General features: G+C 29.1%; 14 protein-coding genes. 5 read left to right on the forward strand and 9 right to left on the reverse strand.

Annotation, left to right across the window (positions count from 1 at the left end; genetic code table 11):
* Positions 1-14 precede the first annotated feature (14 nt).
* Both secB and CDSE_RS03350 read left to right on the forward strand, forming a co-directional pair.
* Positions 15-437, forward strand: coding sequence for a protein-export chaperone SecB (secB, locus tag CDSE_RS03345; protein ID WP_015396597.1), 423 nt, complete (start codon positions 15-17; stop codon positions 435-437).
* A complete protein-coding gene (locus CDSE_RS03350; RefSeq protein ID WP_015396598.1) occupies positions 430-1,488 on the forward strand; it encodes an NAD(P)H-dependent glycerol-3-phosphate dehydrogenase in 1,059 nt (352 codons plus the stop codon). Before secB ends, CDSE_RS03350 begins: the two co-directional genes overlap by 8 nt.
* A 21-nt stretch (positions 1,489-1,509) precedes the next feature.
* On the opposite strand, the gene CDSE_RS03355 is transcribed toward CDSE_RS03350, so the two are convergent.
* Positions 1,510-1,980: a tRNA (cytidine(34)-2'-O)-methyltransferase gene (locus CDSE_RS03355; protein ID WP_015396599.1), complete on the reverse strand. Its 471-nt coding sequence runs from the start codon at positions 1,978-1,980 to the stop codon at positions 1,510-1,512.
* A gap of 101 nt (positions 1,981-2,081) precedes the next feature.
* On the opposite strand from CDSE_RS03355, the gene CDSE_RS03360 reads away from it, so the two are divergent.
* Positions 2,082-2,978 carry a methyltransferase domain-containing protein gene (locus CDSE_RS03360; protein ID WP_015396600.1) on the forward strand — a complete coding sequence of 299 codons (897 nt, stop codon included), beginning with the start codon at positions 2,082-2,084 and terminating at the stop codon, positions 2,976-2,978.
* A 5-nt stretch (positions 2,979-2,983) separates the two neighbouring features.
* Here CDSE_RS03360 and CDSE_RS03365 read toward each other — a convergent pair whose 3' ends face one another.
* The 4 genes from CDSE_RS03365 to def all read right to left on the reverse strand — a co-directional run bounded on the left by CDSE_RS03365 (position 2,984) and on the right by def (position 6,962).
* Positions 2,984-3,676 (reverse strand): response regulator, encoded by a 693-nt coding sequence (locus tag CDSE_RS03365; protein WP_015396601.1) that lies wholly within the window; start codon positions 3,674-3,676, stop codon positions 2,984-2,986.
* 337 nt (positions 3,677-4,013) lie between these two features.
* Complete coding sequence (gene rsmB / locus CDSE_RS03370) at positions 4,014-5,333, reverse strand: 16S rRNA (cytosine(967)-C(5))-methyltransferase RsmB (RefSeq protein ID WP_015396602.1); 1,320 nt, start codon at positions 5,331-5,333, stop codon at positions 4,014-4,016.
* A gap of 145 nt (positions 5,334-5,478) precedes the next feature.
* Positions 5,479-6,441 carry a methionyl-tRNA formyltransferase gene (gene fmt / locus CDSE_RS03375; RefSeq protein WP_015396603.1) on the reverse strand — a complete coding sequence of 321 codons (963 nt, stop codon included), beginning with the start codon at positions 6,439-6,441 and terminating at the stop codon, positions 5,479-5,481.
* A gap of 17 nt (positions 6,442-6,458) precedes the next feature.
* Positions 6,459-6,962, reverse strand: coding sequence for a peptide deformylase (gene def / locus CDSE_RS03380; protein ID WP_015396604.1), 504 nt, complete (start codon positions 6,960-6,962; stop codon positions 6,459-6,461).
* Positions 6,963-7,095: 133 nt separating this feature from the next.
* Between def and CDSE_RS03385 the strand changes: the two genes are divergently transcribed.
* Positions 7,096-7,797, forward strand: coding sequence for a YggS family pyridoxal phosphate-dependent enzyme (locus CDSE_RS03385; protein WP_015396605.1), 702 nt, complete (start codon positions 7,096-7,098; stop codon positions 7,795-7,797).
* 125 nt (positions 7,798-7,922) lie between these two features.
* Entirely contained in the window at positions 7,923-9,431 is a 1,509-nt protein-coding gene (ilvA, locus tag CDSE_RS03390; RefSeq protein ID WP_015396606.1) for a threonine ammonia-lyase, biosynthetic, read from the forward strand.
* A 54-nt stretch (positions 9,432-9,485) separates the two neighbouring features.
* On the opposite strand, the gene cydC is transcribed toward ilvA, so the two are convergent.
* Genes cydC through cydB form a run of 4 tightly spaced genes read right to left on the reverse strand, consistent with a single transcriptional unit; the run spans position 9,486 to position 14,187 of the window.
* Positions 9,486-11,168, reverse strand: a complete 1,683-nt coding sequence (gene cydC / locus CDSE_RS03395) for a thiol reductant ABC exporter subunit CydC (protein ID WP_015396607.1) — start codon at positions 11,166-11,168, stop codon at positions 9,486-9,488.
* On the reverse strand, positions 11,165-12,904 hold the full coding sequence (gene cydD, locus CDSE_RS03400) for a thiol reductant ABC exporter subunit CydD (RefSeq protein WP_015396608.1): 1,740 nt from the start codon (positions 12,902-12,904) through the stop codon (positions 11,165-11,167). Before cydD ends, cydC begins: the two co-directional genes overlap by 4 nt.
* A 9-nt stretch (positions 12,905-12,913) precedes the next feature.
* Complete coding sequence (gene cydX / locus CDSE_RS03980) at positions 12,914-13,012, reverse strand: cytochrome bd-I oxidase subunit CydX (RefSeq protein WP_083873550.1); 99 nt, start codon at positions 13,010-13,012, stop codon at positions 12,914-12,916.
* Positions 13,013-13,032: 20 nt separating this feature from the next.
* Positions 13,033-14,187 (reverse strand): cytochrome d ubiquinol oxidase subunit II, encoded by a 1,155-nt coding sequence (gene cydB / locus CDSE_RS03405; protein ID WP_015396609.1) that lies wholly within the window; start codon positions 14,185-14,187, stop codon positions 13,033-13,035.
* Positions 14,188-14,199 lie beyond the last annotated feature (12 nt).

The raw sequence follows: 14,199 nt of genomic DNA on the forward strand, positions 1-14,199 counted from the left end.
AATAGAAAACAACAATGAAATCAGAACCAAAATTTACCTTGCAACGTATATATTTAAAAGATTTATCTATAGAAATGCCTCATGCTCCAAATATTTTTATAGAAATGGATAAATATACAATCGATGTTAATATAAAAGTAGACACTCAAAAACTTTCTGAACATATATTTGAATCCAGCATTACTGCCACAGTACAATCAACAACAAAAGAAAAAATTCTATATATTATAGAAGCTACACAATCTGGAATTTTTGAATTCTTAAATATACCACAAGAACAAATAGATATATTACTAAGCACTCAATGCTATTCAATAATATATCCTTACTTAAGAGCAAATATATCAGATCTAATATCTCGCACATCACTACCAGCTCTAACATTGGAAGAATTAGATTTTAATTATTTATATAAAAACTATAAAAACAATGAATAGTCATATAAATAATTACACAGAAAATCCTCTTAATATACTAGTCATGGGTTCTGGTAGTTGGGGAACTGCTCTTGCTATTGCCGCAAATAAGAAAAATAATACGTGTCTATGGGGCAGGAATTGTGATCAGGTAGAAAACATGATTAAAAACAAAGAAAATCAAGTATACCTACCTGAAATCAAACTACCTAAAAATCTTAATATTACTAATAATCTCAATGATGCTTTTATTTCTTTAAAATCCAAAAACAATACACCTCTATTAATAATAAGTGTACCTATAGCTGAAATTAAGAATATTTGTTATATATTACAAACGAAAATAATCGATTTTAATATTAATAACATTACAGTCATATGGACCTCAAAAGGATTTGAATCAAACACTAATAATTTATTACATGAAATTATTGAACAAAACTTAAAAGTGCCAAATTTAAGAAATGGAATACTATCAGGACCATCGTTTGCGAAAGAAGTAGCCTTAGATCTACCAACAGCACTAACTATAGCGAGCAAAGAAAAAGAAGTATGTGAACTAACTATTAAAGCATTACATACTAATAAACTTCGTTTATATAGCAATCACGATATTATTGGAGTTGAAGTAGGAGGAGCATTAAAGAATATAATAGCCATAGCATGTGGCATTTCGGATGGATTAAATTTAGGATCTAATGCACGAGCTGCTCTTATAACAAGAGGTCTGCATGAAATCAAATGTTTTGGACTAGCTTTAGGCGCACAAGAAGAAACATTTTTTGGACTATCATGTTTAGGAGATTTGGTCTTAACTACAACTGGTGATCTATCAAGAAATAGGAATATAGGAATAAAAATTGCTCAAGGAATTCCAATTAAAAATCTAATAAATTCTAAAATAACAGTTGAAGGAGTAAGATGCTGTATTGCAGCAAGAGATAGAGCAAGAAATTTAAATATAGAATTACCAATAGTAGAAACAGTATGTTCAATTCTATTCGAAAACCTAGATCCTATAAAGGCAGTATCAATTTTACTAGAAAGAAAGTCTCGTTATGAAACATTTTGAAAAAAATAATATGATTATAATCTAAAGGCATCCACCATAATTATTTTGACGCCATGCCTCATATACGGTAATAGCTATAGCATTAGATAAATTCAAACTACGTTGAGTTGCAATCATGGGGATTCTAATTTGATTCTGTTTTAAAAAAGAATTTTTATCAACATCAGAAAGACCAGCTGTTTCTCGTCCAAAAACAAAAACATCACCTGGATAAAATTTTACTTCTGAAAATACATTTCGTGATTTTGTAGTAATTGCAAAACACCTATCTATATTGGAACCTATGAATCTTAATGCACTATTTAAGTCATCATGCACACGAACTGGCTGCCATTCATGATAATCTAAACCAGCTCTTCTTAATTTAGCATTATCAAGATCAAATGGCATAGGCTTAACTAAATGTAAATGAGAACCACTGTTGGCACATAATCTTATAGCATTACCTGTATTAGAAGGAATTTCAGGTGAAACTAGAACAATATTAAACATATATACCTAAAAAATAAAAACCAAAGAGTTAAAGTATATATATTATATATTTTTTTAAAAATGTTAGAATAAAAAATCTTTAAGATCTTATTCAAAATTACATGAAAAATAAATTTCCACTCCCTATAAATCAGCAACATGTCATAAAACAATTTTCTAGAAGACATAATTTAGCAAAAGCTCAGTTTTTATATGCTAACATAGCAACAAAAATGATAGACAACTTAAAGTTTGTCCATATAAACCCTGAAACAATACTGGATGTTGGATGTGGCTCTGGTGATAATTCTGATTTACTAAAATCTCTTTACAAAAAGAGCTATTATATAGGTTTAGATAACTGCGAAACTCTATTGCAAGAATCTAAAAAAAAACTTAAAAAATATCATTGTTTTTTTAATAAATTATTAAACAAAAAAAATATTCCTAAATTTATCCAGTCTGATATGGCCTCCTCAGGATTAGAGACAGAATATTTTGATCTTATCTGGTCTAATCTTGCATTACATTGGCATCCTCAACCACAAAAGGTTTTTCTTGAATGGTATAGATTATTAAAAAATAATGGCCTATTAATGTTTTCATGCTTTGGACCAAACACCATAAAAGAAGTCCGTTTAGCTTTACAAGATGCCAATTTAGAAACAAAAACATTAGAATTCATTGATATGCACGATTATGGCGATATGCTAGTGGAATATGGCTTTACTAATCCTGTAATGAATCAAGAAACTTTAAATATATTTTATAAAACACCGCAAGAATTAATAAAAGATATTTATTGTATTGGTGGAAATCCTTCATTAGGAAGAAAATCAAATTTAACGAGTAAAGAATGGTTAAAAAAATTATATGATGCTTTAGAAAAACAAAAAAACGAATTTAACAATCTTAAACTAACTATTGAAATAATATATGGACACGCATGGCGCCATAATAATCAATTTATCAATAACAATGAAAAATATATAAATATTAATTCTATAAATAAATTATAACTAGACTATTTATTGTCATTGTTCTTTTTTCTAGATGTTGTTGTAATCCCTAATTGTTTTAATTTTCTATATAAATGAGTACGCTCTAAACCAGTTCTCTCTGAAACCCTAGTCATACTATAACCATCCTTCATTAAATGATATTCAAAATAAACACGCTCAAATGTATCTCGTGCATCTCTTAAAGGTTGATCTAAAGAAACACTGCCTAACTTAAAACCACCATTGTTTTCTATTGGAACTAAACATGAGTCAACCCAACAAGAATTCTCTGAACTATCATTTGACTCTTTAACAGGAATTCTAGATGTTTTCAAAGTAGATTGCTTAGCTCTATTACGCAACAATCCAGCAGCAACAGTTTTTAATAACAGTTGTGGTGAAATTGGTTTTTCTAGAAAATCCATTGCTCCCATACGAGTAGCCTCAACCGCTATATCTATACCAGCATGACCACTCATCATTATCACGGGCATATCTAACAATCCTTGTGATATCCACTCTTTTAAAAGACTAACCCCATCTGTATCTGGCATCCATATATCCAACAAAACAAGATCAGGTCTGTAACTTAAACGCGCAGATCTAGCCTGAGCAGCATTCTCAGCCTGTTCAACAGCATGTCCCTCATTATATAAAATTTCTGATAAAAGCTCCCTAATACCAATCTCGTCATCTACTACCAGAATTCTGGCCATATAGCTCCCACTTATGTAAATAATATAATTCTTATAATCTGTAAACAATATGTTTTTTATTACTATAATTAATAGAATATTAGTAATTTTATTAATAATTAATTTTACCAAATATATATAAAAACACTGCTAATTATAAAGCCATAATTCTATAAAAATAATGATAATAAAAACACAACACTAATTTACATATAAATTATAAATACTAAAAATCTAGTATTTATAAAAATGTATATTATATCAAACAAAAATTTTAAAAAAGAAATCCATTTGTTTGCAAAATGATAATACTATTCAATATAACTACAAACTAGTAAAAACAGACTCTAATATATAATCATTTCTTCTTAAAAAGAGCAAAAAAGAACCCATCATTATCTACAAACAACTCATTCTGACTCTTATTAGGTAGTATTTGATTATGAGAATCTAAAAATATTGCATCTTGATGTCTTTCCAGGAAAGATAGTGCCTGAAAAATACATTCCTCAGGAAATATAGAACATGTTACATACAACAACAATCCACCAGAAACAACAGTTTTCCAAAGAGACTCCAGTATTCTTTTTTGAAGCAATACAGATTTTTGTATATCAGAATACTTCCTTAACCACCTTATGTCAGGATGTTTTCTAACAATCCCTGAAGCAGTACATGGAACGTCAGCAATGACAACATTAAACATCACCCCATCCCACCATTGATTTAAAGATCCAGCATCAGCCACTAGAAATCTAGTGTTACTAGAATTTAACTTTAAACGCTCTAAGTTTGCCTGTAATCTATTTAATCTTATCTTATTAGAATCTAAAGCAAGTAATTTTACATCAGCTAATTCTAACAAGTGAGATGTTTTACCTCCTGGTGCAGCACAAGCATCCAATACCCTCATGCCATCTTGAATTTGCAATAAAGGAATAGCTAACTGCGCACCAGAATCCTGGACAGACCACCAGCCTTCATCAAAACCAGGCATATCTTTAATAGATCTAGATTTATATAAAAGAATACCACTTTCACCAAATGATTTGGCTTCAATATTGCTAGATGCAAATTCTTCTAACACTTTCTCTCTATTAATATTTCTCTTATTCACTCGCAAAATTAAAGGAGACTGTGTGTTAGCACAAGACAATATACTTTGCCATTGTAAAGGATAGCACTTCTGGACTTTGTCTATCCACCACTCTTGATAATTCCAAACTGCCTTAAGATCTTTTCTAAAATAAGAATTTATGTTATCTTTTTCTCTTAAAAACCTACGTAAAATAGCATTCAATAAACCTTTATAGGGTCTAAGAATAGGAATTGTATTTGCAACATTACAACTTTCATTTACTATAGTAAACTCTTTGTATATAGGAATATTATTGGTAAATTCTTTTTCTGAAGAAAATTTCAATAAAGTTAATGATAGTAAAAGCAAAGATTCAAACAACTTATTTGGATAATTTCTTAATAAGTATTTCCCTACACAATCAGCCCAACCTAAATAACGCATTGCGTGAAAACTCAAATCTTGAACTGCTGATCTAAATTCATAATCCATATTATCTAAGTACAGAGTAAGGGAATAACCTTTTAATACTTCCTCTATAGCACAAGACGAAATATACATATGGGCAGCTAATGTATTCTTTTTAAAATGAAATTTCATCTAACTAATACTCAAAATATTTTTTATTTTCATATGCTTAATCTTAAGTATCCAATTAATATATTGATTTTCATACGTATTTCTAAATTAGAAAATTTTCAATCACTAAAGTAATTTCACTTAAAAAAAACAAGAAATCAAATGATTACTGAATAACTTGCATACCAACTTTTAATAATCTTCTATATCCTCTTACAAAATCAGCAACCATAGATTTTTTAGATCCAGATTTTTGAAGTTCCTTTAAACGTAAAGCACCTTGTGAGGTAACTATATCTATACCAATCTCATCAACATTAATAATAGTACCTGGAACTTCTTTACCTTTATAATCTAATACTAATGCTTTCCATACTTTAATAGGATCCTTGAATATAGGCAATCTTATAATAGAACCAGGATATGGATTTAAAGATCTAATGAGTCTTTCTAAATAACAAGCATCTTTAGAAAAATCTAGAATAGAATCTTTTTTTTCTATTTTTTTAGCATAAGTAACACCATCTTTTAATTGTGGGTAAGGATCTATGTTATTAAAATTAGCTAAAACATATTCCAATCCTCTAGACCCCTCAAATGCCAACAAGTCATGGAGGTCTTGGTAAGTAAAATAATCCATGATGGGTATTTTAGACTGAAATAGTATATCCCCAGTATCTAACCCAGAATCCATTTTTATTATTGTGATACCAGTATATGCATCCCCATATTCTATAGATCTTTGTATAGGTGCCGCACCTCTCCATCTAGGCAAAAAACTAGCATGAACATTAACGCATCCAAACTTAGGTAGATTTAATAACCATCTTGGTAAAATTAAACCATATGACACAACAACAATAATATCTGGATTTAAATCAAGTAACGTGTTTCTTAATTCTAAAGTTTGAGTACTGCCATTAGGTTCAATACTAAGACTATTAGGTTGAAACACCTTCACATTTCTTTCTATTGCTAACTGTTTAACAGGACTACATTTTAATAATAACCCTCTCCCAGAATGACTATCTGGTTGTGTTATGACAATAGGAATTTCATGACCTAATGAAAACAAATAATTCAGATGAATAGCAGCAAAATCTGACGTTCCAGCAAAAATTATACGCATATTTAAGATTAAAACTGTTAAGTTTGTTTTTTTAATTTGTTAATTTTAGTTCTAATTCTATCTCTTTTTAAAGAAGATAGACGATCTATAAACAATTTACCGTTTAGATGATCTAATTCATGTTGTATACATCTAGATAAAAGGCCTTCCGCTTCTAAATTTCTAAGCTCTCCATTTTGATCCATAAACTTACAAATTATATTACTAGACCTTTCAACTTTCTCATAAACATCAACAACAGATAAACAACCTTCTCTCTCAAATAATTTGTTATTACTAAAAACTGTAATCTCTGGATTTATTAAAACCATCAAATGATTTTGATCTTCAGAAATATCTATTACTACAATTCTTTTTTGTATGTTAACTTGAGTAGCTGCTAAACCAAGTCCATTAGAATTATACATAGTAAAAGCCATATCTTTAATAATTAAATTTAAATTATCATCGAAATCTCTAACAGGTTCAGCAACTAAATTCAAGCGACTATCTGGATATTTTAAAATTGAAAGCAAAGCCATTTTATAAAAATTCTAAATAATGAATAACTGGATTATACTATCATAATATGTGGGTAGATATATCAAATAAATATAAAATAGGATTAAGTAAATATATAACATAATTTATATAACATAATTTTTTCTTTAAATCATGAACAATAAACTCTCAATACAAGAAAGATTTGAATTTATTAATAACAAAATAATAAAAATATGCCAGAGAATAGGTCGCAAAGAAAATCAAATATCAATTTTACCTGTAAGCAAAAATTTTACTTGTAATAATATACAAGAAGCCCAACTTTTAGGATTTAAAAGATTTGGAGAAAATAGAACCCAAGAAATACATTCTAAATATAAAGAACTTATTAATAAAAATATAAAGTGGGTTATGATAGGTCATTTACAAAAAAATAAAATAAAAGATATTATAGAATATATTGAAGAAGTCCAATCTCTTGATAGCCTAGAGTTAGCTCAAAATCTTAATAATTATCTTCAAAAACAAAATAAAACCCTAAATGTTATGGTCCAAATAAAAACATCACCAGAACCAAGCAAATACGGTTTAAATCCAAGTGATTTAATTTCATTCTTACATAAAATATCAGATACCACTACTCATATAAAAGTTATAGGGCTCATGACAATTGCAGAGTTAACCTCGGATCAGAATAGAATAAGAGAATGCTTCAGACTCACTCGCAAATTATTAGAACAGGCATCTAAATATAATATGCCTTCAGTAAATCTAGAACATCTTTCTATGGGTATGAGCAATGATTTTGAAATAGCTATTGAAGAAGGAGCAACAGAAATAAGACTAGGGTCATCTTTATTTGGGAATAGATAATATACAATTATTTTACATAATAGCTATATAACTTGTATTATTATGCAATAAGTTTTAAAAATTTTAAATTGTTATGTATTACCTAATATTCTTTTAATTTAAATTAAATATACAAATATAATATTATGCCTACTAATTATCTAAAAAAAATTTTAACATCTAAGGTTTATGATGTTGCATCTGAAACCTCTCTAGACTTTATGCCTATATTGAGCAAACAATTATCAAATAATATTTTTCTAAAACGTGAAGACACTCAATCAGTTTTTAGTTTCAAATTAAGAGGGGCTTACAACAAAATGGCAAACCTCCCTTTAGAATCTCTAAAACGTGGAGTAATCGCAGCATCTGCTGGTAATCATGCTCAAGGTGTAGCTCTATCAGCAAAAAGACTTGGTTGTAGAGCTGTTATAGTCATGCCCACAACTAGTCCTCAGCTAAAAATTGACGCTGTAAAAAGACTAGGAGGAGAAGTCGTTCTAGTAGGTGAAAGTTTTACCGACTCATATAATCATGCTGTTTTATTAGAAAAAGAAGAAAAACTTACTTTTGTACATCCCTTTGATGACCCAGATGTTATTGCAGGACAAGGTACAATAGGCATGGAAATACTGCGTCAATTTTCTAAACCTATAGAAGCAATATTCATTGCTGTAGGAGGAGGAGGACTAATAGCTGGAGTTTCAGCCTATATTAAAGAAATACGCCCAGATATTAAAATCATAGGAGTGCAAACTGAAGATTCAAATGCAATGTATACTAGCATCAAGGCTGGAGAAAGAGTACCACTAAAAGACGTAGGTTTATTTTCTGATGGCACAGCAGTAAAAATAGTAGGTTCAGAAACATTTAGATTAACAAAAAAATATGTTGATGATTTTGTTATTGTTAATACAGACTCTATTTGCGCTGCAATAAAAGATGTATTCCAAGAAACGCGTACCATATTAGAACCAGCTGGAGCCATGTCTCTTGCAGCTGCCAAACAATACATAAAAAAAACAGGAATTAAAGACAAAAATATAATTTCCATCTCATGTGGATCTAACATTAATTTTGATCGATTAAGATTTGTAGCAGAAAGAGCTCTTGTCGGAGAAATGAAAGAAGCTATATTCGTAGTTACAATACCTGAAAAAAGAGGTAGTTTTAGAAATTTTTGTGACCTTTTAGGAAAGAGAAATATAACTGAGTTTAATTATAGGATATCTAGTTCTAAAGAAGCCAATATATTTGTAGGAGTAGAAATATCTTATCCTGAAGAGAAAAATAAAATTGCAGATGTTTTTAGAAAAAATGGATTTGGAATAATTGATTTAACAAATGATGAATTCGCAAAAACTCATCTTAGGCATATGGTAGGAGGACAGTCTAGTCTTAGTAATAATGAGCTATTATATAGATTCGAATTCCCAGAACGACCAGGCGCTCTGATTAATTTCTTAAATGCTATGAATCCAAATTGGAATATTAGTTTATTCCATTATAGAAACCAAGGAGCTGATTATGGAAGAATTGTCATAGGAATTCAAGTCCCAGAATCAGATAGAGAGCTATTTAATAGATTTCTAAACGAATTATCTTATCCATACTGGGATGAAACAAATAATCCTTCTTATAAACTTTTTTTATAAAACGACATATAAGAAGTTCAGATTGTTCTTTTATTTACACTCAGAACTTCTTATTTAACTTGCTTCTTTTAAAAGAAGCCCACTTTTTAATCTATATATGTGTTCCACAGTATTACAAGGTATAAATGCATGAGAAACTAAGATAATACTTCTTTCTTTATATCTATATACGTTATTTAAATTATTGAAAATTTTCTGTTCTAAGCTATGATCTAAATTTGCTGTTGGCTCATCTAGCAACAATATAGGAGATTCAGATAATAAAGATCTTGCCAAACATACTCTTCTAGCTTGACCCATAGAAAGATTTGATCCATACTCTCCAATCCATGTGTTAAGACCATATGGAAGTTTTCTAACAAAATCATCTAAATAAACATCCTGCAAAACACTCCATAACTGCTCATCACTTGCAAGATTATTAGCAATCAATAAATTGCTTCTGATAGAACCCATAAAGATAGGAGCATCTTGACTAAGAAAACTAATTCTTTTATGCCATTCTGATTGAACACAATGATTAATATTACAGCCACCAAAACTTATAATTCCATCAGAAGGCTCTTCTAAACCTAACAATAAATTAAGTAAAGTAGTTTTTCCTGAACCGCTAGCTCCAACAATAGCAATCTTTTCACCAACATCTAAATGAAAATTTATATCTTTTAAAATAAGATTACTTTGCTTACATTCATCATAAGTAAAATTCACATTGTTAAAAATAATATTTCCACTTGATGGTAAAATTAGTAATCTATCATTATAAAGAGAGCATTCGCTAAAATTAGTTATAGCACTAATTCTTTTAGCACTACTAATTGCCATTCCTAAACGAGATGATCCCCTAACAATAGTGTTAGTTATCTCAAACAAACCAAAGAAACCCAATAAAATACCTACAAACATAGGAAAATCTATATATTTTTTATCTATATACCTAAAACAAATAATAAGAACACAAACTATAAATATTCCTGAAAAAATATTATTTATATAATTAGCAGTAATAAATATTATTGAATGATTCTTTTTTACAGATGATAAATTTTTACATAGATTATAATAATCATCTTCTTTTTTTGGGAAAAGACCAAATATTATGATATCAGAATGAGATTTTATTGTTTCCAAAATAGAATCTCTTATATCAGCAGAAAATCTTTGATGAGCAATTCCTAAATTTTTAGAAAGAGCAATAACAAAATAAGGAACAAAAAAGATAGTTATACAAATAAAAAATATATAAATAAAAGTAAATATCGGCAATAACTTAATCAATATTAAAATAATAAAAATACTTAATAAAATCATTACAAATAAAGGTCCTAAAAAGAATAGGAATACAGTATCTAACATATCTATATCATTAGTTAATCTAGAAACCAAATCTCCATTGCGATATTTTGACAATTCTTTAGGACTAAAACGCATCAAAGATTCAAAAACTTTTGTTCGTAAATCAACCAGTAAACACAATATAGTATTATGGCCAGTAACTTTCTCAAAATAACGAGATATAACTTTTATGATAGAACTAAATCTAATTAATGAAGAAGGGACAAAAAGATTAAAATACAAACCTGAGGACAATATAGCAGATGCAGTTAACAACCATCCAGAAATACATAATAGAAAAATTCCAAATGCAATAGTTAACAGTAAACACAACAAAGACAAATAAAGCATGCCCTTTCTATTTGCTAATAATGGTACTAATATGCTAAATAATAGTCTCATATTTCTCTTATTCCATGACTATCCAGAAGCAATCTCTTGGAAAATTTTTTAGAAATATAATCTGAATGTGTAACTATTAATAATGTTTTTTTTCTAGAGAAATTAATTATCTCTTCTATAAGATGTAATTCTGTATCAAAGTCTAAATGTGCTGTAGGCTCATCTAGAAGTATTAAATCTGGATCTCTTAAAAACAAACGAGCAACAGATATTCTTTGAATTTGTCCTTTAGATAATCCTCTTCCATTCTTGCCAATTATAGTATTAAGACCATCTTTAAAATTTTTAGCAAAATCCAAGACCAATGATCTTTCTGCTGCATCTAACAATGCACTATTACTAGCATAAGGGTTACTTATCATAATATTTGCTGCAATAGTATCCTCAAATACATAAGAACGCTGACCTATTAAACAAGTTTTATTACGCAACAAATTTTCAGGAAGAACATTTAAATCATAACCATTTAAATAAATATAACCTTTATATTTCTTCAATCTAACTATTGATTCTAACAAAGAAGTTTTACCTACCCCACTTGGTCCAATAAGACAAACATGTTGATTAGGTTCTAAATGAAGATTTATATCCCTTAAAACAAAATCAGAACTGTTAGGAAAATCTAAGCTCAGGTTCCTAACTATTAATTCAATAGAAGAATCATTAAACTTATCTAACATATTCCCATAATTTATATCATCCAATGAATTTCCATGATCTACTAAATTAGGTAAACCATTAAAAAGCTCTTGAATATAATAAGCAGCAGCACGAGCAGCAGCTCTATCATGATAATGAAGTGCCATTTGTCTCAATGGAGAATATATTTCAGGAGACATTAATAAAAAAAATAACCCCATACGTAAATCAAGAACTTCATTATTTGTATTAAGAAAACCTAGAAAATTCAATCCAATATATACAGCCACACCAGCAACACCAAGAGCAGCAAAGAACTCCAATACAGCAGATGATATAAAAGCAATTTTTAAAACCTTCATAGTACGTATTCTTAAGGATTCACTAATAGTCTTTAATGAATTAAGTTCTATTTCTTCTCTGCCATATAATTTTAAAGTATCTAGCCCTCTTACTCTATCAGCAAAAAAACCAGATAATTTAGAAAAAGATGCTAAATATTTTTTACTAGCTTCTTCTGCCCCAAGTCCTATTAAAATCATAAAGAATGGAATCATTGGAATAGTAAGCAATAACAAAAGACCAACAACTTTATCAAAAGAAAAATTAGAATAGAAAAAACTACAGGAATAATAGCTGCATTTATAACGACTGGAATATATTTTGAAAAAAAAACCATCTAAAATTTCTACTTGCTCTATTATACTATTAGCTAACGAACCAGAAACTTGTATTTTTGACCACTGTGGACCTTGCGACCACAACTTATAAAACAATAATTGTCTCAATTTATATTTGATATTCTCAGAAGCAACTATAGCAAACAATTCACCTATATAAGCAATCGTTGATCTTATAAAATAAAATAAAATAAAATAAAATATCTGATAGTAACTATCAGATATTTTCATGTTTTTTATAACTATATTATCTATAACTTCTGACAAACACCAATACTGTAATATTAGAATTAAACCATTTAATAAAGGAGCACCTATAGCCACAGTCATTGCTATAGGTGTTATTTTTATCAAACTATTAAGCCAAGATCCTAGAATCTTAACTTCTTCTTTAGAAGGTTTATCTTTATAAGTCATTTAAAAAAACTAATCATCTGATTTGTTCTTAAATTCAAATAAAACAGCACTAATTATGCTAAAAGAAGCAGCAAAACATAAACCTATTATCCACGAAAAATACCACATATAAATATTCCTTAAAAATACTAATATGAATTAGGATTTTCTTTAACAGACTCTTCTGTCACAATACCTCTTAGCACTCTATAAACCCAAGATGTATATGCCAATACTATTGGCAAGAAAATCACTACCACAATTGACATAATCCATAATGTTAAATGACTAGAAGAAGCATCCCATACAGTCAATCCTCCACTAGAATCACCTAATGAAGAAGGCAATAAAAATGGGAATAAAGAAACTCCAACACTAATAATTATTCCTGATATAGATAATGAAGAACCCAAAAAAGATACTCTATAATTTCTTTTTACAAAACCTAAAAAAGCTAAAAAGGCACCACTTATTCCAAAAATAGGAGCAAGGCAAGTAACAGGTACTTTCTCATAATTTAACAACCAAGCACCTTTTGTCACTTCTACCATTTTTAAGAATGGATTAGAAAAAATATTATGATCTAAATTATTAACAATAACATGGCCATCAAGATTTTTTAACCAAAAACCTCCGATGACAAAAAGAGAAAATGTCAATATAGAACATGCAATACCATAACTTCTAGAACGTTCCTGAATTGATCCTTCAGTTTTTATAGTCAAAAATGATGCCCCATGCATAGTTAGCATAAAAACACTTAGCAGTCCTGCTAACAAAGCAAAAGGTCTAAATAACTGAAAGAAATTACCTTCATAAATAATACGTAAGGAAATACTATCAAAACCTAGTGGAACTCCTAAAATAACGTTGCCCATAGCAACACCAAAAACCAAAGCAGCTACAAATCCAGAAAAACATAAAATAGCATCCCATGAACTACGCCATATAGATGTTTTAATTTTACTTCTATATTTAAAACCTACAGGTCTTAGTATAAGAGCAACCAAGACTAATAACATAGCAAGATAAAAGCCAGAAAAGGAAGCTGCATACAATAAAGGCCACGCTGCAAAAATTGCACCTCCAGCAGTTATAAGCCAAACTTGATTTCCTTCCCATACTGGACCCACTACATTAATAACTACTCTGCGTTCATTATCAGTTTTAGCAACTAATGGCAATAAAGCAGCAATTCCAAGATCAAAACCATCAGTTAATGCAAAAAAAACAAGCAAAGCTCCTAATAATAACCACCATATAAACCTTAAGGTTGCATAATCAAACAAAATGAAAGATTCCATAATCTCGCTCTA

Source organism: Candidatus Kinetoplastibacterium desouzaii TCC079E, assembly GCF_000340795.1.
Taxonomy (GTDB): domain Bacteria; phylum Pseudomonadota; class Gammaproteobacteria; order Burkholderiales; family Burkholderiaceae_B; genus Kinetoplastidibacterium; species Kinetoplastidibacterium desouzai.